Raw genomic sequence first — 25,955 nt, 5'->3', positions numbered from 1 at the left:
AATGTAATATATGATGATATTAAAAATTGATCTAAAAAACTGCACATATCGAGATGTGCAGTGAAATGTGCTTACGTTTCAAGTGTAGTTGGCTGTTTTTTCTGTAAGGCACGTTCTCGTTTATAGCTGCCAAAGCTGATGATAAAACCAACAAGCGTAATGAGTGCACAGACAAGACCTACCGTATGATATCCGAAATGGACATAAACGGGTCCCATCAGTGCGGAACCGAGCATAACAGCAAGGTTGGAGGCCAGGCTGTAAAAAGCCATCACTTTCCCGCGATGGGTTTGAGAGCAGTCGCTTAGAACGGTGCTTAGAAGCGTGACAGATAAGCTTTGCATAGCACCCCAAATAAATAGGGCGAAAATCAGCAACATCCACGAGAATGGCGCATAAGGAAGCAAGGCTAGAACAAGCGCAATTCCACCCAGCACAAAGACAAGGGAACGGGTTTTACCGAACCAGTCTGCTAATTTTCCAGTAAACATACTCATAGAAAAGCCGACGCCATAAGCCATAATAAGAAGTCCAGCTGTTGATTGTCCGCCATCAAACAGACTTTGCAGATAAGCACCTAAAAACGAGTACATGCCGTAAAATCCAAGCATATTGCAAAACGTCACAGTCAAATAGGCAGGCACACGATCGATTTTCAAAGCTGCCCATAAAGAGCCTGTTGTCTCTCTAGCTTGAGGTGCCTTCGGATCAGCTGCTCTGACTTGTTTTCTTGATTCAAGGATGACAAGCAGCAGGACAATGAGACTCATCATAGCGAAGATCCAAAACGTCCAGCGCCAGTTTAAACTCTGGCCGATAAAGGCGCCAATGGGCACACCAAGGACAAGAGAAAGAGACCAGCTCGATACAATGAGTCCCATCACTTTGCCGCGATATTCGTATGGAACCCGGTCGCCCACAAGAGCATAGGCTGTTGGCACAAATACACCAGTTGCCAGCCCTGAAATAGCACGGCCTGCAAAAAACACGGCCAAATTTGGGGCAGCAGCACACATCACTGTTCCAATTAAAAAGAAAGACAGCCCAATTATCAAACACAGCTCTCTTGAATATCGGTCCCCTAAAGGAACGAGTAGCGGAGCTCCAACCAGCACAGCTAACCCATAAATGCTGATGGAAAGAGCCAGAACATCAAGAGAGTGCTGAAAGGAGTTTGATAAATCAGGCAGCAGTGGTGAAATCACCAGTTCCTCCGATCCCGCCGCAAAAACGCCAAGTGTGAGTGCAATGGCAAGTGTGATGGGAAATGTTTTAGAAGCCTGGCTGTCTAAAGATTCTTTCATCAAGTGATCCCTCCATACTTGCTTTTTCATTCAATTCCGTTAAAATAAATTCTACCATTATTTAGTTTTATTTTACATTTCGTATCATAAGTATCATCATAAAATACTTTTCAAATGGAACGATTTTGGGATAGGAGCGTAACGAATGAAAATCACCGATGTGGATGTGCATATTTTAAACGAATTGAGAGAAGATGCCCGCTTATCAATGAGGGAATTGTCCAAACGAGTGAATTTATCGGCGCCTGCGGTAGCAGAAAGAGTGCGAAAACTAGAGGATGCAGGGATTATCGAAGGGTATTCTGTTCAAGTCAATTATAAAAAGCTGGGTCTGATGATAGACTGTTTACTGGAAGTCACCGTATTAAATGGGGAGTATCAGCGTTTTGTGACATTTATGAACCAGCATCCACGTGCGTTCTTTGCTTATCGAGTGGCAGGACAGTCCTGTTTTTTCATTAAGCTGTCTGTTTCTTCTCTTGAAGAAATTGAAGCCTTTATTCAAGATGTGTCTGGCTTTACAAAAACGGTCTCCCATATTGTCTTATCAGAGCATTCCTTTACCCATCCCATTCAGGAACGTGTGAAACAAATAGAAGAGCCAGAAATGACCGTGGTGAAATAGAAAAAGGACCTGCCCTCAGGTCCTTTTGATTCGTTTATCTGACTGATAGCTCATGATCGTAATGATCAATCCAATGAATGTCACGCCTGCCGCAAAGAGCGGGACAAGCTGTAAATGTGTGATTTCGATAGCAAGACCGCCAAGCGCTGCACCGCCGGCATTTCCAATATTAAAGGCAGAATGACTGAGCGTTGATGCGAGTGTCGGGGCTTCATGTGCCATGTTCATCGTGCGGTATTGCAAGGTAGGAACGAGAATAAATGAAATAATTCCCCAAACAAAAATCGTCAGAACGGCAGGCACTTTAAAGGCAGATGTATATGTGAATAACAACAGAACAGCCATCAGCATCATAAGTGTCACAATTATACTCGGCATCAGCTTCCAGTCGGCAAGCTTTCCGCCGACTAAATTACCAATGGTGACCCCAAGCCCAAAGAGGACAAGAATGAGGGTGACCCCGTTTTCTTGAAAGCCAGTCACTTGCAGCAGGATCGGGCTGATATACGTAAAGGCGGTAAACACACCCGCAAAACCGAATATTGTCATCGCAAAGGAGACGAGAACCTGCGGCTTTTTCAACACCGATATTTCATTTCGAATATCTAATACTTCTTCCTTCGATTGATTTGGTACTAAACTGATTATACCGATTAAGGAAATGAGACCAATGACGGCAATGACGAGAAATGACATGCGCCAGCCGAATTGATTTCCGATAAAGGTGCCAAATGGCACACCCAGTACATTGGCTACTGTCAGTCCTGTAAACATGAAGCTGATCGCACTTGCGCTTCGCTCCTTAGGAACAAGCCGTGCAGCCATAATGGCGCCGACACCAAAGAAGGTACCATGAGCAAATGACGTTAAAATACGTGCAACCATCAATAGACCATAAGAAGACGATACAGCTGCGACAGCATTTCCTGCTACGAAAAGAATCATTAATAGAATGAGGAGACGTTTTCTCGACATTTTTCCAGTTGATAACGTTAAAATAGGGCCGCCAACTGCGACACCGAGTGCATATCCGGTAATCAACTGACCTGAAGCAGAAATAGATACATGAAGATCATTTGCGACATTTGGCAAAAGTCCCATGATCACAAATTCAGTCATGCCAATCGAAAACGCACCGAGCGTTAACGCAAAAATAGCGATGGGGAAGTTTTTCATGATGAGATCACCTTTCTAAACAAATACATAAAAAGGCTTCGGAGAGATCCGAAGCCTTAAGAGTTTATCATACATGGAAATAAGACGCTAGCTGCTCGTTTGCTAATCGGTTTCCAACAAAGAAGGAACCAAATTCGCCGTAACGTGCACTCACTTCATCAAATCGCATTTCGTAAACCAATTTTTTAAATTGAAGCACATCATCAGAGAAAAGAGTGACGCCCCACTCATAATCATCAAAGCCAACAGAACCTGTAATGATCTGTTTTACTTTCCCAGCATAGCTTCTGCCAATTAAGCCGTGGCTTCTCATAAGGGATTTTCGCTCATCCATTGAAAGCATGTACCAGTTGTCATTGCCAGAACGTCTTTTATCCATTGGATAGAAACAGACATATTGAGAAGAAGGAAGCTCTGGATAGAGGCGCGCACGTACGTGCGGGTTCTCGTAAGGGTCTCCGCCATCTCCGCCTCCTGCTAAGTAGTTGCTGAGTTCAACAACTGACACGTAAGAATAAGCTGGAATCGTAAACTCAGCTAGTCGTGTCTTGTTGAATTCAAGTTCAATTTCACCTAGTTCTTCCATGGTCGGACGTAAAATCATGAGCATAATATCTGCTTTTTGGCCGACAATACTATAGATTGTTTGGCTTCCAGCCTGATGGTGCTCAGCTGTTTTCCATTTTTCTAATAGACCTGTGAACTCATGAATGATCGCTTGACGCTCATCGCTTGTCAGCAGCTTCCAAGCTGTCCAGTCAATCGTTCTAAAATCATGCAGTGCATACCAGCCATCTAGTGTTTGAGCTGCTTCATTTGTTGTATGTTGTTCGCTCATTTCTTTCACTCCTATTAACAGTTTTCCATCTGTTCCAACTATAACATAGTTTGTCCAAATGAAGATGTGATCAAAACTTGAACGACGAAAACGCTTTTCTAGAAATTGATTTAATTAGTTTGAAAAATAAGAATTTAATTTGTAAGCGCTATAATGTAAGTTGGTAGTTTGAATTTATGTAGAAGAAGAGTATGCTTAAAAGAGAACGCTTTTTTTGTAAAATCAAGGAGGGTATTGAAGTGGCAGATATTTTTTCAACAGTTCAGGAAAAGGTTGCAGGTAAAGGAGTTAAGATCGTTTTTCCTGAGGGAATGGACGAACGCATTCTAACAGCCGTTCAAAAACTAGCAGATGGCAAAGTATTGCAGCCAATTGTTGTAGGTAAGAAAGAAGAAGTAGAAGCAAAAGCAAAAGAATTAGGTCTTACACTTGATGGTGTTGACGTGTATGATCCTCATACATATGAAGGTTTTGAAGATCTTGTACAAGCTTTCGTCGAAAGACGTAAAGGCAAAGCGACAGAAGAGCAAGCGAGAAAAGCATTACTGGATGAAAACTACTTCGGTACAATGCTTGTTTATAAAGGTCTTGCAGACGGCCTTGTAAGCGGAGCAGCACACTCAACTGCTGATACAGTGCGCCCAGCACTTCAAATCATTAAAACAAAAGAAGGCGTAAAGAAAACTTCTGGCGTCTTCATTATGGCTCGCGGCGAAGAGCAATATGTGTTTGCTGATTGTGCGATCAACATTGCACCAGACAGCCAAGATCTTGCTGAAATTGCGATCGAAAGTGCAAACACAGCAAAAATGTTTGACATCGAACCACGTGTAGCAATGCTTAGCTTCTCTACAAAAGGTTCAGCAAAATCAGACGAAACAGACAAAGTATCTGAAGCGGTTCGCATTGCAAAAGAAAAAGCACCTGAGCTTGTTCTTGATGGAGAGTTCCAATTCGATGCAGCTTTCGTTCCTTCAGTGGCAGCGAAAAAAGCACCAGATTCCGTCATCAAAGGCGATGCTAGCGTATTTGTTTTCCCGAGCCTTGAAGCTGGAAACATTGGCTACAAAATTGCCCAGCGCTTAGGTAACTTTGAAGCTGTAGGTCCAATCCTACAAGGTTTAAATCAGCCAGTAAACGATCTTTCAAGAGGCTGTAATGCCGAAGACGTTTACAATCTTGCGCTTATTACAGCAGCTCAAGCACTATAAAATAGCATCTCGACTAGAGCAGTCAGTACGATAGATTCGTGCTGGCTGTTTTTTTATTTTGTCCAAATGTGTACAATAAAGGGTGAAAAGAAAACACGAATCGTAGATAAAGCCGATAGGATAGGCAGGTGCTATAATGGAGGATTTAATATATAAACTTCAGCATAAGGTCGCACTTTTAACCGATGCGCAGAGGAGAATTGCAGATTATATCGTACAAAATCCAATGGAAGTCGCTTTTTTAACTGTAGATAAATTGGCGTCAAAAGTCGGGACGAGTACAGCAACGATCATGCGATTCTCTGCTGCGATGGGGTATTCCGGTTTTTCTGAGTTCCAAAAAGAGCTTCAATCAGCTATGAAGCATAAAGCCGACCCTCAAACGAGACTGGAAGCGAATCTTAAGCATTCAAATAAGAATAAGCTCTTGCATGACCATGTAGAACTTCAATTTCAAAATATCCAGTACGCACTAGACAATATCACGGAAGAAACCTTTCAGCAGATTGTTGGGAAAATAGCCAGCGCACGCCACGTTTTGTGTACAAGTGTTCGAAGTGGAAGACCTGTTGGTGAGTATCTGTCACTCGGAATCAATCGGTTATTGGGGAATTGCCAATACATTGATGCAGACCAAAGTGATTGGGTGGATGATTTGGTTCATTTCAACTCTAGTGATTTCATTATAGCGGTCAGCTACCCGCGTTATGCAAAACGCATGAAGGATTTATTGGAAGCAGCGAAGTCTTATGGGGTGGAAGTCCTTTTAATTACAGACAGCTACAGCTCTCCATTAACCAAATATGCACAATATGTATTACCATGTTCCTCAGCAAGTGTAGGCTCTCATAACTCTGTCGTATCTGCTATCTTTATCGTCGATTACATTTTAAGTGCCTTAGCGATGAATGATCCTGAAAGAACAAAACCACGTTTAGATCAAATCAATCATATGTTAACGAAAATGAGTTACCACACAACACATTAGTCGTGTGGAACTCATTTTTTTATTTTTGAAAGCGCTTTACTAATTGAAAATGAGGTGGTATGATCATATCACGAAAGTAATAAATATTACTTTAATAAAAATAAGTGTAATGAATATAACTCAAAGGGGATGATGGAAACAATGAGTACTGTTCATTTCGTGTCAAATGATCTTATCGCTAGGGCAAAAAAGCTTAACTCGACCTTGCTGTCAGACGTAATGGGATGCACCGGCGCGATGGATCATCAAATCAAACCAGTTGCGAAAGGCATGAATGTAGTCGGCACAGCTTTTACTGTTAGCTTACGGCCAGGGGATAATTTATTTCTTCATCAAGCGATCTACTCTGCTAAAGAAGGAGATGTACTGATTGTTGATGGAAAAGACCATAAGGGTCATGCCTATTTAGGGGAATTGATGGCACATTCAGCAAAGGCTGTAGGAATAGAAGGAATCGTGATTGACGGGCTTGTTCGCGACAAACTCTCTTTAGAGGAGCTGGCTTTTCCAATCTACAGCAAGGGATTTATGCCAAACGGACCTTTTAAAGATGGTCCTGGGGAATTGAATCAAACCATCTCGTGCGGCGGTGTCAAAGTAGCCCCAGGTGATCTAGTGATTGCTGACGATGATGGAGTCGTCATCGTTCCAAAGGAAAAGGCGGAACACCTGCTGACACTAGCGGAAGAGAAACAAGCGTATGAACATCAGAGATTAAAAACGATTCAACAGTATGTGGACGAAGGAAAGCAAGACATCAGTCTCTTAGCACCGGCATGGCTGGAAGGCAGAATGAAAAAATTTCAAGGATAGGGGAATCGGTGATGAAAATAGGCTTTATCGGATATGGTGAAGCAGCATATGAGCTGTCAACGGGATTGAAAACAGAAGGATTAGACCAATTTTATGCGTATGATGTCCTATTACTAAGTGAGAAATTAGCTGGCTCGTTGAAAGAAAAAGCATCGCAAACAGGCGTTCAATTAACGAGCAGTATTAGCGAAGTCATTGAGAAATCTGATCTTGTGATTGCAGCTGTGCCAGCGAATAAAACCTTAGAAGTGGCACAATCCGTATCGGGAAGTTTGAAAAAGAATCAATTATATGTAGATGTATCGGCATCAACACCAGACATCAAAAAACAAGTAGCAAACGAAATTGAAAAGCAAGAAGCTCTATTTGTAGATGCCGCCATGCTAGGGCCTCTTCCAATCAACAAACACAAGGTTCCGATCACGGCAAGCGGCAGTGGAGTTGACCAATTCATGAAAGTGATGAATGCTTATGGCATGAATATCACAAAAATTAGTGACCAGCCAGGAGATGCTTCGGCACTAAAGCTAATCAGAAGCATTTATATGAAGGGGATTGTCGGTCTCTTGATTGAATTTTTGGAAATTTCCAAAAAATATAATGTGGAACATCAAGTGATTTCTTCACTAAGCGATACAATCGATAGCAAAAGTTTTGAAGAGACCATGAACCGTCTTGTGACAGGGAGTGCATTGCATGCAAAAAGACGGGCGGTTGAGCTGCTTGGCTCTATTGAAATGCTAGATGAAGCAGAGATTGATGCCAGTATGTCTCGGGCAGCACAACAGAAGCTTGAGAGATTAGCAGACTTTCACTTTGCTGAACGATTTGACGGGGTAAAACCTGCTAGCTGGGAAGAAGTCATTGACGTGATGCAGCAAGGGGAATAATTTGTAAGCGTTTTATTTAATGAAGGGGAGGCGAAGAAACGATATGGGTTTTATTGCGTTGATTGTGTTCATAGCTGTCATCATTATATGGAATGTTATGGTGAAACGGAATATGGGAGAAGCCATGCTACTAGGCTTTATTGCGACCACATTATTTGGCGGATTGGATGCGTTAAGACTTTTCTGGGATGGTTTAATATTTGCATCCACATATGAGGTACTTTATGCAGCTGTCGCATTTGTATTCATGGCCTATTTAATCGAAAAGTTGGAATTAATTCATGCACTTTTACGAATCTTGAATTCTGTTGTAGGGAAACTACCTGGTGGAGCAGCTTATATGAGTACGTTAGGTTCAGCAGTGTTAGGCGCTCTTTCAGGTTCAAATTCTGCAAACACAGCTGCGACTGGCTCTATCACCGCCTCTTGGATGATTAAATCCGGGTGGAGCCGGACCCACACGGCCACGATTCTAGCAGGGAATGGCGGACTTGGAGCGGCACTGCCTCCGAACTCTTCCATGTTTATCATGCTTGGGTTTGCCCCGGTTGCCGCCCTTGTATCTGAGGGAGATTTATATATTGCCCTTCTAATAGGAGGACTGTATCAAGTCGTATACCGATTTATTTTGGTGTATCTTCTGGTGAAAAAGAATAAAATTCAGGCCATGCCGCCAGATGATATTCTTCCTTTCTGGGAAGCTGTGAAACAAGGGTGGAAGTCGATCTTTATTTTTTTCGGTGCCTTGATTCCTATCATGATCACCATTGGTCCGTTGGCAAACTACTTAAAAAGTAATCCAAACATCGGACCGGAGGCAATGGATCAAATTTCTTTAATTACGTGGATTCCGATTCTCATGATATTAATTAGTCTAACAATTGGAAGAAAAAAGGCGTCTGCACTTGATTGGTCTCAGTTTTTCAAGTCGGCTATTCCTAAGTTTACAACGATCGGAGCCTTGATGCTGTTTGCAGTGGCTGCTAGTCAAGTACTTGCAGAATTAGGGCTCGCAGATGATTTGACGCAAATCACCTCAGTACTTGCCATTCCGAAATGGCTCATGGTGCTCATTGTGGGTGTTCTTGTCACACTGGTGGCAGGCCCTCTATCTTCAACAGCGACATTAACAGCAGTTGGACTTGTCTCATTTTCAGCTTTAATCTCAGTTGGAGTGGACCCAGTTGTGGCTGTAGTTGCCATTCTTGCTTTTTCATCAACTGAAGGCGCTTCCCCGCCTGCATCAGGGTCCATATTTATCGCTTCTGGTCTTGCAGGGGCCAGACCAGAAAAAACCTTTATCCCACTGATCCTCTATTATATGCTTCCGATTGTTGGCATTGGCTGGCTCATTGGAATGGAGATACTTCCCGTATAGAAAGGAGAAACAGATGAGAGTATTGATGGAATTCTTATTTAAAGTGCTGCTTGTCCTATTTCTAACGTCAGGAACGTTGTTGGTATTCGGTCAAATACTAGGAATTCTCTTGCAAAAGGGAGATATGATCATTGCTAGTACGAACCTATTTAAAAACCCAACACTGGTGTTAAGTGCCTTTTTTAGCCTTGTCGGGTTTTCACTCCATTATATACCTGAGAAGAAAGACACCTCATTTAGCGATCATCCATCAGCATCAGCAGGTGATTCGCTCAAATAAACATGAAAAGCTGGATTCAGTTGATGAATTCAGCTTTTTTGTGCGTATGGATTAGGTATAAAAACCTAATACATACGATTCATTTTTTAGTGAATTCGTTTTCAATCATATGCCTCTTGTGCTAGTAAATGGTAACATAACGGAGGACTATTTGAGGAATAGAGGTGTTTGACGATGTCTGGAGCTATCATCGGTTATACAACAGCCTTGTATTCGTTAAAGGCAGACATATCCATAAAAAAAGAACAAATCATAGAACTGAACATGTGTCGAAAAGAAATAAAAGAAGCAAAGTCTGCTCTGGCAGATGCTAACAAGAAAATGACTCATCCAGATCTGACATCACATACATGGTTTGGCCATCTCGCAGATACGTTTGATGACATTCGAGACGAGATGGCATCCGCCAGTCAAGAGATAAAAAGTGTACAGCTGACCAATCTAGTGAACCGAATTGATGAGAAAATCAGCGACTTAAAATCAGAGATCCATTCATTAGAACATGAAATTCATTCGGTTGAAAGAAAAATAGAGAAAGAAAAGCAGAAACAACTGGAAGAAAAAAGAGGGTAGTCACATGAGCAGAGAAATTAAAATAGATGCCAGTCAGGTCAAACGAGTATTGCAGCATGCAAAACAATCAGGCGCTCAAATGAATGCAACACTTCCAACAACCATCAAAGGAAGAAATCAGCTCCTGACGGCAGACACATTAGAAAAAATCAATCAGCAGCTGACCGAATTAAGTACATCCTATATAGACATTCTTCAGAAACAACTTGTACAAACAGAACAAGCGGTGAACACCATGATCGAAACGGACAAGGCGCTTGCTTCCAGCAGTAAAAGAAAATAAAGGAGAACGTAATGAAAACCCTTGATGCTTTTGCGCTAATAAACGGAATTGACCAAACGCTGAATACATTAAAACAGCTATCACAACAAATTAGCTCCATAGAAAAACAAATCCAACAGATCATCTCACTTGATGGCGCACTAAAGGGAGAGGCGGGACAAGCCATCCGCTCCTTTTATACAGAATGCCATATTCCCTTCCTGCAATTTTTTCAGGTTGTCATTGAGGAGTACAGCTCTGCGCTCAAACAAACAAAGCAGGCGCTTCATACCCTTGAATCAAATCAGCATGGCTTTATATCACAAGCTTTTATTGAACACGAACTTGATTCAGGTTTAAAAAAAGCGGAGCGAGCGATTTCTGACATTGTTTCAGATGTGAGCCAGGCGATCGGCAGGGTCAGTCATATCGTTCATTTGCCTCACGTAGACGAGTCTGCTTTTCAACAGAGCTATCAAAAAGCGTGGCTTGAGACATCCAGAACCATTGGACTGCTCCATGCCTTTGACAGAGAACAAACAAGTGCTATGAATGAAACAACAAGTGCATTGCAAACAATGAAGCAATACATCAACACGCTAAGCACCATGTTCACCAGTCCAAAAATCGACATCACGAGCTATCAAAAAGGGTCTATTTTCAAAAATGGAAAAGAAGAAAAAATAAGCAGCACGATCAGCGGATTGAATGACAAAATAGACAACCCGAAAGACAATCCGATGATGATCATGTTGAAGAAATTGAATGAGAAAGAACAGGCGAATGTGGATACGGTGGTTCATAGAGGTACCCTCCGAAACGTCAACAAGCAAGTCAAAGCAAACGATCCATTGCTTACGACATTACAAAAAGAAGCTGTGGGCGGGAAAAGTAAGATTCATAGTGACATCAGGGTCGTAAATGGTAAACTATACAACGTCAAAGGCATTAAAAAATTAAAAGAATTCGATATAGCAGATGAAGTCGTCACCGACTCATCCGATATTGATTTTATTGGCGGTCGATACACCGTTTACGCCAATAAACAAATCATCCGAACGTATATCGCAAACGGTAAAGTTAGAATAGAAGAAGTAGACAAAATCCCAGAAAGCCGGAGCCGAGGCAATGCGAAACGCATATTAGACGGTGAAGTTGTCTCAACAACCGAAAACATCATCCTAGAATACAGCGGAATCTATGACGGTTATCGAGCCGTCACCGGCAAAGACCCAGAAACCAGCAAAAATATTAGTAGCACAGAACAAGCCTTATCCGCAGCCTCTATTATCCCATTTATGAAAATCATTAAAGGCGGGAAATATGTCTTTAAGATTGATCAAGGGAAGAATGTGGTGAAGAGGGTTGAGAAGACAAGAAAGGGTACGGGTGAACTGATTAAATTCAAAGGTGATGAAGCTATTATTCATTTTGAAAAGCATAGTAAAGAGATAATGGGTGCAATGGGCAAAAACAAATACAATATTAAAAATTATCTTGAAGATGCAAATCACCTTATTCAGAAGGGACAATATGTACCAGAACTGAATGGATATGTGAGAATTGTTGGTGGAAAGGGAAGTGCAAAATACGGATTTGTTGGGCTCGATAGAAAAACAGGAAATATCACCACATTTCATATAAAATCGGTTAAAGAACTTTCTAAAAAAGCACCAAGTTTAGGGATAAAAACAAAGAAGTAAAAAAGGGTGATCGTATTGAAAATAAAAAAAATAAACTGGATTTCACAAGAAGCCTCAGAAGCTGAAGTGATTGTAACAGATGGCGAACTGGAAATAATGTGTTTTGCTCAACCATTAAATTACCTTGAAGAAAATGAACTATTAGAACCTATTTATTGTTTAGACGTGTCAGACTTAGTGAAAGCTGAATTGTCAGAGTATAGAATTGAAAAATTAGATGATAATTTCAGTTATAGTTTTTTAGGACAATTAATTGATAAGCGTGATGAAAAAGTGAAGGTAGGCGGACTTTTATTAGAATTAGATTACAATATACCGGGAGATATAAATGAAGGCGATTTTATAAGTTTTAATTGTCAACGGTTAGATATTTATTAGTATGAGCCAAAGTCTTAAGGAGCATTAAATGCACAAAAAACAAGAACTAACAAAACAAATCCAAACGGTCATCAACATCCTAGAAAAAGAATATTCGCAAGAGATCAATCAAGGTGTACTTGAATTAATATATAGAAGATACAAGAATGCCCAAAGAATCATGCAAGCAAATGATGATCTCCAAAAGGTCTTTATCATTGGCGGAGTTAGGGCTTACTTGGATAGTCATAATGACTATCTAAATCCATTCTTAGATGAATTACATAAAGCGGAAAGTCTACTAAAAGAATTGTTGTATTGATTATATAGTGATAGGTAGAAGTCTTTGTATTAGAAAGCGATACAAAAACACAGAAAGGAATTCGTATGAATCAGAAAAAACACATCAACAAAAAAACAGTCAATTGGCTATTAAGCATCAGTGTTCTTCTCGTCATTGGGACAGCTTTTATGAGAGGGGTTTATGTCCCACATGCCGGTTCGGATTATCGAGGTTTTCCCATTGATTGGCTAGTCCTGCATTCAAATTATGGTGTTGAATTTCTATTTTTTGGTTTTATACTCGATGTCATCATTTTCTATTTTCTATTAAAGGTGCTCCTGCGGGTGTATAAAAGGATTATGACAAAATCAGCTGAATAAACGCTAGTTCAACCTTTTAGGAGGCTTTCAAAATGATTCATTTTTCTCAGATTCCCAACTTGGTCATGAACGAACCAGCAAGTGACATACATATCAAAGAGGCAGAAGCTGAACTAAATATGATGTTTCCTCATGCCCATCAAGTCTTACTGAAACAATCAAATGGATGTTCCATTGGAGGCGACCTGCTTTTATACGGAACTGAAGACATAGTAGAACGCAATAAAACATGGGAAGTCCATCATTATGCCAGCGGCTATGTAGCCATTGGTGACGATGGCGGCGGGCGAGTATTTCTTATGCGGCAGGCAGAAGAAGAGAAAAAAGTGTGGATCGTCGATGCTGGTGTGATGGACCCTCAGCATGCGGAATTGGTGGCTGAAGACTTGTTAAGCTGGGTAAGTCACGGCTGTTTCATAGAAGTTTAGTCTATTAAGGAGATGATCGATTTGCCGTGGAACACATTGATCGCTGCATGCCTCGTGGTTGGGGTTCCTGTCGTTTTGATTGCAGCTGTTTATTTCATTTCGAAAAGGAAGAACAAGAAAACCAAATCCAGTTGAAAAGCTCTGTGACGTTCCTTGTCATAGAGCTTTTTTCTCTCTCATTCTCCCTCCATGTTATAATAAACACAGTTTATGAACGAGAGGATATGCAGGACATGAAAAATGAACCTATTGAGTTATTGACGCAGCCGACATGGCGAATCATAGATCAATCGAGCCTTGGTCTCTATGTAGACCCAAAGCAATCTTTTGCGATGGATGATACGCTTTGTGCGTCGGTCGGGAAAGGACTCTCACCAGCGACAGCGCGTTCTTGGGTGCACCACAATACGATCGTTCTTGGGATTCAGGATACAAGACTTCCATTTCTCCAAGATGGTGTAAAGCTTCTTGCGAAAGAGGGATATCGCGTGATTGTGCGCAATTCAGGCGGTCTTGCTGTTGTGCTGGATGAAGGCGTACTGAATGTGTCTTTAATCTTTGCGGAACAAAAGAAGGGCATTGATATTGACCGAGGATATGATGCGATGGTGGAATTGATCCGCCGGATGCTGTCGATGTATGAGGTGGACATTGAAGCCTATGAAATTGTCGGCTCTTACTGTCCAGGTAGCTACGATTTGAGCATCAATGGAAAGAAATTTGCCGGCATTTCTCAGCGTAGATTACGCGGAGGGGTCGCTGTGCAAATCTATTTGTGTGCAGATGGAAGCGGCCGGGAACGAGCTGATTTGATTCGCCGTTTTTATGAGGCGGCCTTAAAGGATAAACGGCATGAGGTGAAAGCGGTATTCCCTGATATACAGCCTGATACGATGGCATCCCTATCAGAATTAACTGGAGAACCCATTGACTGTGCGCTTCTCATGCGTCTTTTACTAGAAGAACTTCAAAAGCTGAGCGAGCAACTGACCGCTTCAGGGTTGACCACCGAGGAACAACTGGAGTTTGAGAAAAACATGACACGGATGATTGAGCGGAATGAGAAAGTGTTCTCGTAAACATATCTTTCCAGCCATCTTAAAAATAGGGGTGATGTAATGGAAACGAAACTTCTGAAAGCGATTGAACTTCGAGAAAATGGACATCTTCAAGAATCCAATGACATGCTCATCCGTCTTGTAGAAGAGTATCCAGATCATGCCTCCATTCACTATCAATGTGCTTGGAGCTATGATGTGTTAGGGAAGGAAAAACAAGCTGTCTTTTTTTATGAGAGGGCCCTTGAACTAGGTTTGTCTTCAGAAGAAAGAGAAGATGCTTTCTTAGGATTAGGAAGTACATACAGAACCTTAGGGGAATATGAAAAGTCAAAACAAATATTCCTCCATGCGATGGAAGCTTATCCGCATAATAAAGCCATTCAAACGTTTTATGCCATGACTTTGTATAATTTAAATGAACATAGCAAAGCCATGGAAATACTATTGAACTGTTTAACTGAAACGACAAATGATCCTGCTATTTTGAGTTATCGAAAGGCCATTGATTTTTATTCAAATCAGTTAGATCGATTGTGGAAATGATTTATATAGACATGGAGGGGCAATGTAATGGAAGAATCCCCTCCTTTGCTATGACATTTTATATGTGATCGTCCTTTATGACATAAGAAAGAAGGAAAATGTTTTGTCACTCATCACCACGTATTACCCGCTGTTTATGCTTTGTATTTTGTCTCTGTTGTATATGATATATCGTATCCAGCCAATGGCCTCTACTGTGAAAAAAGTCATCATTGTGCTATGTGTGTTAACAAATGCTGCCTATATTTGCTGGCGTCTCTTCTTTACATTGCCGCATGAAGGTACTTTTAATATTGTCATGGGCATTTTGCTTGTTGCCTGTGAATGCATTGGGTTTATCCAGTTGCTTGTGTTTTATACACTGGTTTGGAAGCCTTCAAATCGGAAACAAGTCATGATCAGTGATCTTGACAGGCTGCCAACAGTTGATATTTTCATAGCTACATATAATGAACCGATTGAGGTGCTGAAACGCACTGTTGCAGGTTGTTTGAATCTCTCTTATCCGAAGGAAAGCGTTCAAATTTATTTATGTGATGATGGCAATAGGGAAGTTGTAGAGCAGCTTGCTTCTGAGTTTGGTGTTCATTATCTGACAAGAACAGATAACAGATTTGCTAAGGCAGGTAATTTAAATCATGCGATGTTTCAAACGGATGGGGAGCTGATTCTGACGCTTGATGCAGATATGGTCCCTCTTCCTTCATTTTTAGAAAAAACAGTGCCCTATTTTCATGATGGGGCAACTGCGTTTGTTCAAGTTCCACAGGCGTTTTATAACGAAGATCCTTTCCAATATAATATGTTCTCGAAAGATCGAATTCCAAATGAGCAGGACTTCTTCATGCAAACTCTCCAAGCTGGTAAGGATCGGTTTAATGCCGTCATGTATGTTGGGAGTAATACGGTATTTAGAAGAACGGCATTAGATGAAATTGGCGGATTTGCTACTGGAGTGATTACAGAAGACATGGCAACAGGAATGCTTCTCCAAGGGAAATTCAAATCTGTGTCTGTCGGAGAAGTATTAGCCGTCGGTCTGGCACCTGAAAGCTGGCTTGATCTGTTAAAGCAGAGAGATCGCTGGTCGAGAGGGAACATTCAGTGTGCCCGTAAGTTTAATCCTTTGAAGGTGCGCGGCTTAACGCTGATGCAGCGTGTTCTTTATTTAGATGGCATTGTGTATTGGTTTAACGGTTTGTTTAAAATGATTTACATTCTCACACCGATTTTGTTTTTATTGTTTGGTATTCAAAGTTTCTGGGCAGATTTCCAGTCCGTTTTCATGTTTTGGTTGCCGGCGTTCTTTAGCTCGTATTTAGCTTTTAAACTTGTGTCGAATCAAAAAAGAAGTATGTTTTGGAGTCATATTTATGAAAGTTCAATGGCATTCCACTTAGCTGGTGTGGCACTCAGTGAACTGTTCTTGAAAAAACGGGTTGAATTTCTGGTGACACCGAAGGGAATTCAAACGGACAAAAGGCATTTCCATTTAAAAACGATGATTCCCCATCTGATCTTCTTGCTGCTCTCATTGCTTGCCCTTGTGAAAATAGGTTACGATGTGAAGGTAAATGGGACGATGAACGCTGATCTCATGTTGATTAATATTTTTTGGGTGCTTTATAACGGTGCAGGCTTATTCATGGCACTGCTTGTGGCGTTTGATCGACCGCGTTATCGGAAATCAGAGCGATTTATCATTGAAAAAGAGGGGCATCTTCGTTCTGATCATCAAGATCAGTCGATGGCTTGTTTTCTACTAGATATGAGTGATTCAGGTGCACGTCTATCCATTCCATTGGACCAAGCGTCTTCTCTATATCAAGGACAAACGCAATTATTTTTTTCAGAGAATGAAAGTGTGTCGTGTGATGTGGTTTGGAGCTATCCAGAGGGAGACAAGCTGATGGTTGGTGTTGCTTTTACTGACACACAAAAATCAGAGTATTTATCACTGATCCGTTTCTTATTCACACGAGAGCATGTAGCGATGACGGATCGTGAGAAAAAATCGTATGCCGTTCGGACGTTTCTCCGCTTTTTAAGAGAAACGGAGAAGGTACCAAAGGCTCTGCGTCGCAAATGGATGAGAAGGCCATTGCAAGGTGTGACAGGCACGATCGCCTATGAGGACCGACTAGAAGAGAAGGTGCCGGTGATCATACATGATATCAGTTTATCTGGGTGCAAAATTGAGTTTGAAGATTCAATTGAATTAAATGGGCAAGTGCTGATCACCATTGACACAGAATCTCTAACGGATCAGCCGGCGATTGCGATTTGGACATCACAAAAACGCAGACGTACAATGGCTGGACTCAAGTTTGTTCAGCCTGAAATCAAGCAGATAGAAGAAAGAGAGGGAGTGGTTTCTTGAAATCTAAAAATGGCGGTTACCTCTATTTACTATGGCTTCCTGTCATCATAGGAGCCGGTTACGGCATTTCGCTTTTCGTGCCGTTTCTTCAGCCTGTACTGACGCTTGGTATCGCAGGGCTTTATATTTTTATCTTTGGTGATTTTCAGGTGAGGCAAGTTAGGTATATTTTTATGTTCGTCTTCTTGATCAATGTCCTTTTTAGCGTGATGCTATTTTTGGATATTTAAAAAAGTGCTTCCCGCAGGTGGGGAGCACTTTTTGGTTATTCAGCCATTTTTTCAAGGTTGCCGTTCCGGTCCATTTTAAAGGTTGGTGCGGCACTGTCGTCCTCTTCAAACAAAACTAGTTTTCTTGCACGGTTCATGATTTTGACGAGTGTTTCATAATCTTCTTGAATGGTGAGCTGATCCTTTTCAAGCTTTTTCACTTCAGCTTCTAGTTGAGACACTTTATGTGAAAGTTCGTTGTTTTCTCGTTTTAACCGGCTGTTTTCCATCCGTAAGGCAGCTGATTGCTGTCCATCGCCTTCATAGCGGCGTAAGAAATCAATGATATCCTCAATGGTTAACTCTTGGCGCTGCCCAAATGGATTGGCTTCTGGCTTTTTCTCTGTCACTTGAGAAGCCTGTGACAATAAATGTGATAAACTAGCTAACTCTTCATTGTAGCTTTGATCCACAAACTGAAGCTGTTCGGCTGTTTCGGCTGCAGGTGCAAATGTTTCTTCTTGCGCAGGTTCCAGTTCTTGAGAGAACTCTTCCTGTGTGATCGTTTCTTCAACTTGCGGCTGATAGAGCAAACGTTTTTTCGCAGGCTGTCCATTGCCGAGTGCACGCATGCGTTGTTTACGCTGTTTTTTGGCAAGTGCCAATGCTTTTTCATATTGATGCCTCACGACAGCATTCCATCTAAATCCGCATGCCGCTGAGGTACGGTTTAGCTTGTCTCCAACTTCTTCAAATGCGTTCAGTTGTGTACTGCCCTCTCTGACGTGACGTAAGACGGTTTCTGCCAGAAGGAGATCATTTTCCTCTGACCAAGCATCTTGTCTTTGTTTTGACATGTGTTTAAACCCCCATAAGATTTGATGGTATTAGATTAGCCAAGTTGAAGAAGGTTTATACAAGTTTGCTAAAAGGATAGTGGAAAATACTAGCTTTTATGTGAATACGTCTCTGTGCTGACAATGCTTCTTGCAACTCCAGTCGCTTCGATGTACAATGTTGGGTGGTATATTATTCACTCTTAGTTGTCCAACTGTTTCATATAGAATGAAGTTTCATCATTGAAAGGAAGCGTAAGAACATGGCTAATGAGTTTCGCGTATGTGACGATTGTGATGCGACGAACCTAAAAACGTTATTGCCTCGACTTAAATCGGTTGACCCTGATGCAAAAATTGAGATTGGCTGTCAATCGTATTGCGGTCCAGGACGAAAAAAGGCTTTTGCGTTTGTGAACAATCGCCCATTATCCGCACCAACAGAAGATGAGTTACTCGAAAAGGTTCAAAAAAAAGTCAAATAAATGTCACTGAATGTGTTCAGTCGACCTAAAAAGAGGTCCGTCCCTGTCAGGTCGGGCTTTTTACGTCCGTTCAATCTATGAGAACACATTCGCTAGCAAATTCAAGGATGTTTTCGGGAAAAGTTACCCGATATAATAGAAACACGTCTTAAAAAAAGAGGGACGAAACGATGGCGTATCCAAAAGGGAAATTATCCGAAGAAAAGGTATTTAAAGATCCTGTGCACCGCTATGTTCACGTACGGGATGCATTGATATGGGATTTAATCGGAACGAGAGAGTTCCAGCGCCTTAGACGAATTAAACAGCTAGGCACCACTTATTTAACGTTTCATGGGGCAGAACACAGCCGATTTAATCATTCACTCGGTGTATACGAGATTGTCAGACGAATTGTGGATGATGTGTTTAAAGGAAGACCCGAATGGGATGAAGGGGAGCGTGAGCTTGTACTGAGTGCCGCCCTGCTTCATGACCTTGGACATGGTCCGTTTTCTCATTCCTTTGAAAAGGTCTTTCATTTAGATCATGAATCGTTTACAAGAGATATCATTTTAGGGCAGACGGAAGTAAATGAAGTGCTGCGCCGGGTTAGTGACGATTTTCCAAAGCATGTAGCAGAAGTCATTGCCAAAACGTATCAAAACAAACAGGTGGTCAGTTTGATTTCAAGTCAAATTGATGCCGACCGAATGGATTACTTGCAGCGTGATGCTTACTATACAGGCGTCAGCTATGGTCACTTTGATATGGAACGTATTTTACGCGTGATGCGTCCAAGAGAAGATCAGATTGTGATGAAACAGAGCGGGATGCATGCCGTAGAGGATTATATTATGAGCCGCTATCAAATGTACTGGCAAGTCTATTTCCACCCAGTGACACGCAGTGCGGAAGTCATTTTAACGAAAATTCTCCATCGTGCAAAAGAGCTGCATGAAACGGGATATATTTTCACACATGCCCCTGTGCATTTTTATTCGATTTTTGAAGGGAATGTCACCACAGAGGACTATATTAAGCTGGATGAATCCATTGTCTTATTTTATTTTCAGGCGTGGGAAGATGAAGAAGATCACGTGCTGGCTGATTTGTGCCGCCGTTTTATGAACCGCCGTTTATTCCAATATACAGAGTTTAATCCAAATGAAGAAATGACGAAATATTTCAAGCTGACGGCTTTGTTCAAAGAAGCAGGAATTGATCCTGACTATTATTTAGTGGTCGACTCTTCCTCTGATTTGCCTTATGACTTCTATAGACCGGGCGAAGAAGAAGAACGGCTGCCGATCCATCTCTTGACGCAAAGTGGTCATATTAAAGAACTGTCGAGACAGTCAGATATTGTTGACGCCATTTCCGGTAAACGAAGAACCGATCATAAACTTTATTTCCCGATGGACTTAATTGTAGATATGTCGGAAAAAGCTGAAGAAAAGAAGGCGATCATGAAGCTGCTTGGATTGGGATAAGGAAGTACTGAAAAAGGAGATGTCGGGAATTTGTTGAAAGAGCATGCAAAGTTGATGAAGGTGTTCTCTGAATCTGGGGAAATCGTTGGACGGAAGAAGCTGCAAAAAATGATTTACATAGCAAAAAAGCTAGATTTGCCATTTTACGAGAAATACGATTTTCATTTTTATGGCCCCTATTCAGAGGAGTTGACGCTCAGAATTGAAGAGCTGTGCAACCTTGGATTCTTGGACGAAATGAAGGAAAAAAAGGGCGGATACTTTCAATATCGCTATTCGCTGACGGACAATGGGAAAGAGTTTCTCGATCAGTGTGAAGTGGACATGCCTGACCTCAAAGTGCTGACGCAGCAGATGAATGAGCAATCGTCTCGTTTTCTAGAGCTTGTCTCAACGATTTTATACTTTGATGATCTGCCAAAAGATGAGGTAAAGGAAAAGGTCTTCACCATTAAAAGCAAGCAACGCTATACGGACGAAGAATTTGAGGCAGCCCTTGCGTATATTGATCAGTTGAAGGAATTGAACTAACTTTGCAAAAGCCCAATTTTTGGGCTTTTTTTGTTTTGTAAGACCCGGACCGAAAGCGCTATTTTTGAATGAAATGTGTGTCAAAATATCCGAAAAATTAGTGAAAATGACATGTTTCGACTTTCTTCCTGTATATCCAATTCCCTGTTTTTGACTGAATAGAAGGAAAATGGTGAATTTTCAGTGAATATATAACCTTGTGAAAAACAAAGGAGGGATAGGAATGAAAAAGCGTTCAGTCTTTTTGTCATTTTTATTGGTAGGTAGTTTGTTACCGGGGGTAAGTTCAGCTTCTGCACCAGTTGCAAGTGCAGGTCATGGGCATGATCATGGTCATGCGCCGTTTGAAACACATATTAGTGAAGGGTTGCCAAAGGCAAACGATTTTAAAGATTTGACAAAGGCACCTCCTATTGAAAGAGATGTGACAACAAAGATTTTAGATGAGTCTGGTAAACAGGTAGGGTCTAGAACCTTTAAAGCAAATACAGGAGATTCGATTTCAACAAAAGCTAGTACAGGCAGTCAGAAAGTGACCGTCTATGCAGTAGCTGATGCGCAGTATCGTGCGAAATATAGTGATTGGCAGACACGCATTGTCAGCATCATTGAGCAAGCGGATGTGACATTTAACCGTGATCATGATGTGGACTTTGTCGTACAAGCCGTAGGGTCTTGGACGTCTTCAGGATCAAATGCATCACAAATTTTGTCTAACCTTCAGCGCAGCTTTGATGGCAGAGGATACGATTTTGTCACAGGATTTACAGCAAATCCAAACTTTGATGCTGGCGGAATCGCTTATGTTTACAATAGTGCACCGAGCGGAAGTGCATTCAGTGTCAACCTTGATCAAGGAACAGCGAATACAGCAAAAGCGGCTACACATGAATACGGCCATAACTTTGGTTTGCCGCATGACCCTCAAGGCAGCGGAATTGTCTGCTTAATGAATTATGATTATTCTTACACTGTCGATTACTTCGATGCGGCTCATAAAAATCAAGTGAACCGTAATAAAGCTTGGTACAGATAAGGTAAGAGACAAAAGGACAAACACCGAAAAAGTGTTTGTCCTTTTTATATGCTTACAGGTCGCTCATTCGCTTTCCTGCTACAGCATAATGTTCTTTTTTCATTTCTTCAATAATGACAGAGACTTTTTCTGCACCTGCGCCTGTTGTTTCAACAACGGCATCTGTGACTTTCTCCACAAGAGCTCTTTTCTGCTCATCTGTTCTTCCTTCAAGCATTTGAACGGTGATAATTGGCATGGCGAAAACCTCCTTTTTCCTTTCATGCTACGCTTCCCTTTAGTTTAAGGGACTTCTTATAGTATACTGAATGAAGTAAATCATTGTATAGAAAGAAAGAGGGATTCATGCCTTTGGACCAATTTCTTGTTTATCCATTAGAACTGATTCCATATGTCGCCATTACGCTTGTTGTGGCTTTTACGATGCACGAGCTGGCGCATGCATATGTTGCGTATCGTTTTGGAGATCCGACAGCTAAAAATCAAGGGAGACTGACGCTCAATCCATTGAAGCACCTTGATATTTTCGGGACGATCTTGATCTTTGTGGCTGGGTTTGGCTGGGCGAGGCCTGTACCTGTGAATCGGTACCATTTCAAAAACCCACGTCTCGCAGGGATATGTGTGTCGATCGCTGGACCTTTAAGCAATTTGGTTTTGGCATTTTTGGGCTTTTGTGTGTATGCGCTTCTTCAGAAATTTGGCGGGGAGTCGCTCATTCGCTTTGAGCCGGGGATCGATTATTTCTTCCAAATCTTTATTAACTTGAACGTGATTTTGTTCCTATTTAACTTATTACCGATCCCGCCGCTGGATGGATATCGTATTATTGAGGATGTTGTCAGTCCCGGCATCCGTGCAAAGATGACGCAATTTGAACAGTATGGAATCATCATTTTCCTCATCTTCGTCATCACACCGCTAGGTCAGTTTGTTTTTGTTCCGTTGATCGGAATGCGGGATCAAATCATATACTGGTTTAATCTTATTTTGAAGCCGCTGCTTTAGGAGGTTTAATGAATGGAAGGTAAAAAGAAGAAACCAATTGGTTTTAATATCATTAAAAAAACAGATGCAACGGATGGACATGGAGGTTTTGGAGCAGGTGCCCTCAGCCTTGATAATATCTCGCCGGTGATCATTGATGTGGAGGAAAAGGAAGCCGTCATTGATATTGGTGCGATGCATGCAAGAAGTGCCGTCGAAAAAGGAATTAAATTTTTAAAAACCAAAGAAGAGGTACCTAACGGAAAACCTTACTGGCTCGTATGGGTGACGATTGACCGTAGAGAAGAGGGGCCATATTATGCTGGTGTCACAGCTTGTGAAATGACCGTTGACCGCTCGATTCGCAGAGGATATAAGTCGCTTCCTGAGCATGTGAATTTAATGGATAAATCCATGAAGCGTAAAATCGTTGTCAGTCATATGGATGATGGTTCGAAAAAGGTGCTCGCTGATTTCTTGAAGAGTCACAATGAGGCGTTATGGGAAGCATCCACAGATGAATTAAAAGAAGGATTGGCTGTTCCTGAGTAATTGTGAAATTTTTGTGAAGAATGATGAATGGATACCAATTCCAGTCGTTTTTTCAGTAAACTGGTGTTAAAGCTAGGACATGGAGAATCCCGAGATGCAGATCTCGGGGTTTTTCATGTCCATTTTTAACGCTTCAGCCACTTTTCCCACCATTTCTTAGGCTGTTGATCCTGAGCCGTGTCTTGCTCAGATGCTTTGTTCTCGGCACCGTAGCAGACACCGGTCGGCTCCGTTCCTTCTATAAAATAGGTAAATACCTTTGATTCGCATCCTGGGCCTGCGAGATCACCCGTTTTTGGATTGATATATACGCCTTTTACACCGTCTGGCGGCATGAAGGAGGAGGCTGGCTGGTTTGAGAGGGCTGATTCCATAAAGGAAGCCCATATCTTTTTCGCATAGGCGGTTTCTGTGACCGAGTCAATGGTGCGTCCTTTATCGTAGCCGGTCCACACACCTGTGACGAGCTGAGGAGAGAAGCCGATCATCCAGCTGTCAGCGCCTGTCGTCCCCGATTTCCCTCCATACGTTCTGGTAAGATCTTTTGAAATGGTACGACCTGTGACACTTGTATAGCCATTTAATTGATGATTGAACATCCCTGACATCATGTCAGTGGTGACAAATGCTGCTTTTTCATCTAGTACTTGCTCTCGTTTTTGTTTCTCCTCAAAGAGTAAGTTGCCCTTTGCGTCCGTTACTTTCGTAATAAAGGTTGGCTTGACACGTTTTCCTCCATTGACCAGCATCGCGTAAGCATTGGTCATTTCGATTGGTTTGACAGGTGAAGTACCTAGCGCAAGTGAAGGCACTTGATCTAGTTTTTCGTGAATCCCGAACGTTTTCCCTGCACGTACAAGCTGTTCCATTCCTAAAAATAGATGGGTTTTGACCGCATAAATGTTATCAGATAGAGCCAAAGCCTGAAGCATCGTAATACCGTCATTGGCGTAATAGCCATGATAGTTGCTTGGTGAATAAGCGGCGCCGCTTCCTTGCTCATCGAGTTCAAAAACAGTTTCTTCACTGCGCATCACGGTTGCTGGTGTAAACCCATTTTGCAAAGCCATGTAATAGAGAAGTGGTTTCATTGTTGAACCCGGCTGTCTTTTTGCTTGTGTGACACGATTGAATGGGCTTTTCTCGTAATCTCTCCCGCCTATGAGGGCGAGTACATGCCCTGTTTGGGGATGGATGGCAGCAAAGCCGATTTGGATATCTGATTCAGAATCCATGATGTTGGTTAAAGTCTTTTCAGCGATTTTTTGTAATTCAGGTTGTAAGGTCGTTTCGATATGAAGACCATACGTTTCAATTTGTTCCTCGGTTAAACCCAGCGTTTGTTTCAGTTCGCGAATCACATCATCATAAAAATACGGGGCCTGCTTTGCTTGTAGCTGCTTTTGTTTGAGCGGGCGATAGGACAGCTTTTCCTTGCTGGCATCAGCAACCGCTTTTTTCGTAATCATGCCATCCTCTTGCATTTGCCTCAGAATCATATTCTTTCTTGCGCTGGCTTTCTCCTCATTCACATAAGGGGAGTAGAGAGAAGGCCCCTTTGGAATCCCGGCAAGCAAGGCAGACTCAGCTAAAGTTAAGTTCTTCGCTTTTTTTCCAAAGTAAAGGCGGGATGCCGCTTCCACGCCGTATGCGCCGTGGCCATAATAAATGGTGTTCAAGTATCCTTCTAATATCTCATCTTTTGTATAGTTTTGTTCTAAGCGGATCGTGTAAAAGGCTTCATTCCACTTCCGCTTCCATGTTTTATCATGATCTAAATATAAATTTCGTGCGTATTGCTGGGTGATCGTGCTGGCGCCTTGTACCTTTGCCATTGCACGAATATCTGCCACCGCAGCACCTGCCATTCGTTTCACGTCAAAGCCGTGATGCTGATAAAAGGTTTTATCCTCAACCGCGACCACTGCCTGCTGTATATGAGGGGACATGTCCTTTAACGGAACCCAGTATCTCTTTTCTCCAAAGCTCGATTCGCCAAGTTTAGATCCATTGGCTGCATAAATGGTCGTGGATTGGGGAACTTGAACAGAGGGAGCGCCTTGCCACTTAGCTAGTAAAAGAATCGTCAAAAAGACTGTGCCAGCAAATAGAAAAGCGAGCAAGCCGATAAAAAAACAGGCCCGAATCGTTTTCACGGTCATGCGGATTTTTTTATTACTCATGATTGTGTCCATGCAAAGCCCCCATTTTGACGGTTTTTTATCAGTATGGGACAAAGAAAACCGTTTTAAACAGGTGACTGCAAGGGTGTGCTTTAAAAATGAAGTTATCTCATGCGGTTCTTTACAATTTGATATGAATCCACTATACTTTTTTCTTGGACAATCGATATAGTCATAGCCGATAAAAGGCG

The 25,955-nt window shown here is 41.8% G+C and carries 30 protein-coding genes; 24 read left to right on the top strand and 6 right to left on the bottom strand.

The features are described from left to right. Positions 1-71: 71 nt before the first annotated feature. Positions 72-1,304: an MFS transporter gene (locus tag N521_RS03760; protein WP_008343602.1), complete on the bottom strand. Its 1,233-nt coding sequence runs from the start codon at positions 1,302-1,304 to the stop codon at positions 72-74. Positions 1,305-1,449: 145 nt separating this feature from the next. Here N521_RS03760 and N521_RS03755 point away from each other — a divergent pair, with 145 nt between their 5' ends. Then, positions 1,450-1,929, top strand: a complete 480-nt coding sequence (locus N521_RS03755; RefSeq protein ID WP_008343601.1) for an Lrp/AsnC family transcriptional regulator — start codon at positions 1,450-1,452, stop codon at positions 1,927-1,929. 15 nt (positions 1,930-1,944) lie between these two features. On the opposite strand, the gene N521_RS03750 is transcribed toward N521_RS03755, so the two are convergent. After that, the gene (locus N521_RS03750; protein ID WP_008343599.1) at positions 1,945-3,105 is read right to left on the bottom strand and encodes an MFS transporter; all 1,161 of its coding nucleotides are present in this window, start codon (positions 3,103-3,105) and stop codon (positions 1,945-1,947) included. A 67-nt stretch (positions 3,106-3,172) separates the two neighbouring features. After that, on the bottom strand, positions 3,173-3,943 hold the full coding sequence (hemQ, locus tag N521_RS03745) for a hydrogen peroxide-dependent heme synthase (RefSeq protein WP_007497744.1): 771 nt from the start codon (positions 3,941-3,943) through the stop codon (positions 3,173-3,175). A 239-nt stretch (positions 3,944-4,182) separates the two neighbouring features. On the opposite strand from hemQ, the gene pta reads away from it, so the two are divergent. The 17 genes from pta (at position 4,183) to N521_RS03660 (ending at position 17,703) form a co-directional block, all read left to right on the top strand. Next, the gene (gene pta / locus N521_RS03740; protein ID WP_008343597.1) at positions 4,183-5,154 is read left to right on the top strand and encodes a phosphate acetyltransferase; all 972 of its coding nucleotides are present in this window, start codon (positions 4,183-4,185) and stop codon (positions 5,152-5,154) included. Between the two features lie 136 nt (positions 5,155-5,290). After that, positions 5,291-6,142, top strand: a complete 852-nt coding sequence (locus tag N521_RS03735; RefSeq protein ID WP_035389854.1) for a MurR/RpiR family transcriptional regulator — start codon at positions 5,291-5,293, stop codon at positions 6,140-6,142. A 141-nt stretch (positions 6,143-6,283) separates the two neighbouring features. After that, positions 6,284-6,955: an RraA family protein gene (locus N521_RS03730; protein ID WP_079919313.1), complete on the top strand. Its 672-nt coding sequence runs from the start codon at positions 6,284-6,286 to the stop codon at positions 6,953-6,955. A gap of 11 nt (positions 6,956-6,966) precedes the next feature. Then, positions 6,967-7,845 (top strand): prephenate dehydrogenase/arogenate dehydrogenase family protein, encoded by an 879-nt coding sequence (locus tag N521_RS03725; protein WP_025208161.1) that lies wholly within the window; start codon positions 6,967-6,969, stop codon positions 7,843-7,845. Positions 7,846-7,888: 43 nt separating this feature from the next. Next, entirely contained in the window at positions 7,889-9,223 is a 1,335-nt protein-coding gene (locus N521_RS03720; protein ID WP_035389849.1) for a TRAP transporter large permease subunit, read from the top strand. 13 nt (positions 9,224-9,236) lie between these two features. Continuing rightward, on the top strand, positions 9,237-9,503 hold the full coding sequence (locus N521_RS03715) for a hypothetical protein (RefSeq protein WP_017360098.1): 267 nt from the start codon (positions 9,237-9,239) through the stop codon (positions 9,501-9,503). Positions 9,504-9,677: 174 nt separating this feature from the next. After that, positions 9,678-10,076, top strand: a complete 399-nt coding sequence (locus tag N521_RS03710) for a YwqH-like family protein (protein ID WP_008343584.1) — start codon at positions 9,678-9,680, stop codon at positions 10,074-10,076. A gap of 4 nt (positions 10,077-10,080) precedes the next feature. Next, the gene (locus tag N521_RS03705; protein WP_035389847.1) at positions 10,081-10,359 is read left to right on the top strand and encodes a YwqI/YxiC family protein; all 279 of its coding nucleotides are present in this window, start codon (positions 10,081-10,083) and stop codon (positions 10,357-10,359) included. Positions 10,360-10,370: 11 nt separating this feature from the next. Further along, positions 10,371-12,041 (top strand): T7SS effector LXG polymorphic toxin, encoded by a 1,671-nt coding sequence (locus tag N521_RS03700; RefSeq protein ID WP_035389845.1) that lies wholly within the window; start codon positions 10,371-10,373, stop codon positions 12,039-12,041. 15 nt (positions 12,042-12,056) lie between these two features. Continuing rightward, positions 12,057-12,419, top strand: a complete 363-nt coding sequence (locus N521_RS03695; protein WP_017360093.1) for a hypothetical protein — start codon at positions 12,057-12,059, stop codon at positions 12,417-12,419. A 28-nt stretch (positions 12,420-12,447) separates the two neighbouring features. Continuing rightward, positions 12,448-12,720, top strand: coding sequence for a hypothetical protein (locus N521_RS03690; RefSeq protein ID WP_017368246.1), 273 nt, complete (start codon positions 12,448-12,450; stop codon positions 12,718-12,720). Between the two features lie 65 nt (positions 12,721-12,785). Next, positions 12,786-13,061, top strand: a complete 276-nt coding sequence (locus N521_RS03685; protein WP_024719453.1) for a hypothetical protein — start codon at positions 12,786-12,788, stop codon at positions 13,059-13,061. Between the two features lie 32 nt (positions 13,062-13,093). Further along, on the top strand, positions 13,094-13,489 hold the full coding sequence (locus N521_RS03680; protein WP_017368244.1) for an SMI1/KNR4 family protein: 396 nt from the start codon (positions 13,094-13,096) through the stop codon (positions 13,487-13,489). Between the two features lie 233 nt (positions 13,490-13,722). Beyond that, on the top strand, positions 13,723-14,568 hold the full coding sequence (locus tag N521_RS03675; RefSeq protein WP_029575407.1) for an octanoyl-[GcvH]:protein N-octanoyltransferase: 846 nt from the start codon (positions 13,723-13,725) through the stop codon (positions 14,566-14,568). Between the two features lie 39 nt (positions 14,569-14,607). Next, on the top strand, positions 14,608-15,093 hold the full coding sequence (locus N521_RS03670) for a tetratricopeptide repeat protein (protein WP_019743229.1): 486 nt from the start codon (positions 14,608-14,610) through the stop codon (positions 15,091-15,093). 103 nt (positions 15,094-15,196) lie between these two features. Beyond that, complete coding sequence (locus N521_RS03665) at positions 15,197-17,473, top strand: glycosyltransferase (protein WP_035389842.1); 2,277 nt, start codon at positions 15,197-15,199, stop codon at positions 17,471-17,473. Beyond that, positions 17,470-17,703: a DUF5970 family protein gene (locus tag N521_RS03660; RefSeq protein ID WP_008343557.1), complete on the top strand. Its 234-nt coding sequence runs from the start codon at positions 17,470-17,472 to the stop codon at positions 17,701-17,703. The genes N521_RS03665 and N521_RS03660 overlap by 4 nt, the downstream gene beginning before the upstream one ends. Positions 17,704-17,738: 35 nt before the next feature. On the opposite strand, the gene N521_RS03655 is transcribed toward N521_RS03660, so the two are convergent. After that, positions 17,739-18,539 (bottom strand): RsfA family transcriptional regulator, encoded by an 801-nt coding sequence (locus N521_RS03655; RefSeq protein WP_035389840.1) that lies wholly within the window; start codon positions 18,537-18,539, stop codon positions 17,739-17,741. A 242-nt stretch (positions 18,540-18,781) separates the two neighbouring features. On the opposite strand from N521_RS03655, the gene N521_RS03650 reads away from it, so the two are divergent. The 4 genes from N521_RS03650 (at position 18,782) to N521_RS03635 (ending at position 22,042) form a co-directional block, all read left to right on the top strand. Beyond that, the gene (locus tag N521_RS03650; protein WP_003215259.1) at positions 18,782-19,003 is read left to right on the top strand and encodes a YuzB family protein; all 222 of its coding nucleotides are present in this window, start codon (positions 18,782-18,784) and stop codon (positions 19,001-19,003) included. 170 nt (positions 19,004-19,173) lie between these two features. After that, complete coding sequence (locus N521_RS03645; RefSeq protein ID WP_007497716.1) at positions 19,174-20,475, top strand: HD domain-containing protein; 1,302 nt, start codon at positions 19,174-19,176, stop codon at positions 20,473-20,475. 30 nt (positions 20,476-20,505) lie between these two features. Then, entirely contained in the window at positions 20,506-21,006 is a 501-nt protein-coding gene (locus N521_RS03640) for a YwgA family protein (protein ID WP_024719448.1), read from the top strand. 223 nt (positions 21,007-21,229) lie between these two features. Further along, positions 21,230-22,042, top strand: coding sequence for a zinc-dependent metalloprotease (locus N521_RS03635; RefSeq protein WP_035389836.1), 813 nt, complete (start codon positions 21,230-21,232; stop codon positions 22,040-22,042). Positions 22,043-22,094: 52 nt separating this feature from the next. Here N521_RS03635 and N521_RS03630 read toward each other — a convergent pair whose 3' ends face one another. Next, positions 22,095-22,280, bottom strand: coding sequence for a 2-hydroxymuconate tautomerase (locus tag N521_RS03630; RefSeq protein ID WP_008343530.1), 186 nt, complete (start codon positions 22,278-22,280; stop codon positions 22,095-22,097). Positions 22,281-22,387: 107 nt separating this feature from the next. On the opposite strand from N521_RS03630, the gene N521_RS03625 reads away from it, so the two are divergent. Both N521_RS03625 and N521_RS03620 read left to right on the top strand, forming a co-directional pair. After that, positions 22,388-23,050 (top strand): site-2 protease family protein, encoded by a 663-nt coding sequence (locus N521_RS03625; protein WP_017360077.1) that lies wholly within the window; start codon positions 22,388-22,390, stop codon positions 23,048-23,050. Positions 23,051-23,062: 12 nt separating this feature from the next. Continuing rightward, on the top strand, positions 23,063-23,581 hold the full coding sequence (locus N521_RS03620) for a YwhD family protein (RefSeq protein WP_007497712.1): 519 nt from the start codon (positions 23,063-23,065) through the stop codon (positions 23,579-23,581). Positions 23,582-23,706: 125 nt separating this feature from the next. Here N521_RS03620 and N521_RS03615 read toward each other — a convergent pair whose 3' ends face one another. Beyond that, positions 23,707-25,776, bottom strand: coding sequence for a transglycosylase domain-containing protein (locus N521_RS03615; protein WP_035389833.1), 2,070 nt, complete (start codon positions 25,774-25,776; stop codon positions 23,707-23,709). Positions 25,777-25,955 lie beyond the last annotated feature (179 nt).

The organism is Bacillus sp. UNC125MFCrub1.1 (assembly GCF_000701305.1).
GTDB lineage: Bacteria > Bacillota > Bacilli > Bacillales > Bacillaceae > Bacillus > Bacillus altitudinis.
Note: the sequence above shows the minus strand (reverse complement) of the source record. Positions and strands in the feature narration are given on the sequence as shown.

Bases quoted from the DNA above. Each gene is read 5' to 3' on its own strand.
- N521_RS03675 (WP_029575407.1), top strand. From the start codon at position 13,723: ATGAAAAATGAACCTATTGAGTTATTGACGCAGCCGACATGGCGAATC.
- N521_RS03655 (WP_035389840.1), bottom strand. From the start codon at position 18,539: ATGTCAAAACAAAGACAAGATGCTTGGTCAGAGGAAAATGATCTCCTT.
- N521_RS03760 (WP_008343602.1), bottom strand. From the start codon at position 1,304: ATGAAAGAATCTTTAGACAGCCAGGCTTCTAAAACATTTCCCATCACA.
- N521_RS03690 (WP_017368246.1), top strand. From the start codon at position 12,448: ATGCACAAAAAACAAGAACTAACAAAACAAATCCAAACGGTCATCAAC.
- N521_RS03735 (WP_035389854.1), top strand. From the start codon at position 5,291: ATGGAGGATTTAATATATAAACTTCAGCATAAGGTCGCACTTTTAACC.
- hemQ (WP_007497744.1), bottom strand. From the start codon at position 3,943: ATGAGCGAACAACATACAACAAATGAAGCAGCTCAAACACTAGATGGC.
- N521_RS03715 (WP_017360098.1), top strand. From the start codon at position 9,237: ATGAGAGTATTGATGGAATTCTTATTTAAAGTGCTGCTTGTCCTATTT.
- N521_RS03750 (WP_008343599.1), bottom strand. From the start codon at position 3,105: ATGAAAAACTTCCCCATCGCTATTTTTGCGTTAACGCTCGGTGCGTTT.
- N521_RS03685 (WP_024719453.1), top strand. From the start codon at position 12,786: ATGAATCAGAAAAAACACATCAACAAAAAAACAGTCAATTGGCTATTA.
- N521_RS03700 (WP_035389845.1), top strand. From the start codon at position 10,371: ATGAAAACCCTTGATGCTTTTGCGCTAATAAACGGAATTGACCAAACG.
- N521_RS03615 (WP_035389833.1), bottom strand. From the start codon at position 25,776: ATGGACACAATCATGAGTAATAAAAAAATCCGCATGACCGTGAAAACG.
- N521_RS03720 (WP_035389849.1), top strand. From the start codon at position 7,889: ATGGGTTTTATTGCGTTGATTGTGTTCATAGCTGTCATCATTATATGG.
- N521_RS03650 (WP_003215259.1), top strand. From the start codon at position 18,782: ATGGCTAATGAGTTTCGCGTATGTGACGATTGTGATGCGACGAACCTA.
- N521_RS03705 (WP_035389847.1), top strand. From the start codon at position 10,081: ATGAGCAGAGAAATTAAAATAGATGCCAGTCAGGTCAAACGAGTATTG.
- N521_RS03755 (WP_008343601.1), top strand. From the start codon at position 1,450: ATGAAAATCACCGATGTGGATGTGCATATTTTAAACGAATTGAGAGAA.
- N521_RS03645 (WP_007497716.1), top strand. From the start codon at position 19,174: ATGGCGTATCCAAAAGGGAAATTATCCGAAGAAAAGGTATTTAAAGAT.
- N521_RS03620 (WP_007497712.1), top strand. From the start codon at position 23,063: ATGGAAGGTAAAAAGAAGAAACCAATTGGTTTTAATATCATTAAAAAA.
- N521_RS03730 (WP_079919313.1), top strand. From the start codon at position 6,284: ATGAGTACTGTTCATTTCGTGTCAAATGATCTTATCGCTAGGGCAAAA.
- N521_RS03710 (WP_008343584.1), top strand. From the start codon at position 9,678: ATGTCTGGAGCTATCATCGGTTATACAACAGCCTTGTATTCGTTAAAG.
- N521_RS03680 (WP_017368244.1), top strand. From the start codon at position 13,094: ATGATTCATTTTTCTCAGATTCCCAACTTGGTCATGAACGAACCAGCA.
- N521_RS03630 (WP_008343530.1), bottom strand. From the start codon at position 22,280: ATGCCAATTATCACCGTTCAAATGCTTGAAGGAAGAACAGATGAGCAG.
- N521_RS03625 (WP_017360077.1), top strand. From the start codon at position 22,388: ATGCCTTTGGACCAATTTCTTGTTTATCCATTAGAACTGATTCCATAT.
- N521_RS03725 (WP_025208161.1), top strand. From the start codon at position 6,967: ATGAAAATAGGCTTTATCGGATATGGTGAAGCAGCATATGAGCTGTCA.
- N521_RS03635 (WP_035389836.1), top strand. From the start codon at position 21,230: ATGAAAAAGCGTTCAGTCTTTTTGTCATTTTTATTGGTAGGTAGTTTG.
- N521_RS03670 (WP_019743229.1), top strand. From the start codon at position 14,608: ATGGAAACGAAACTTCTGAAAGCGATTGAACTTCGAGAAAATGGACAT.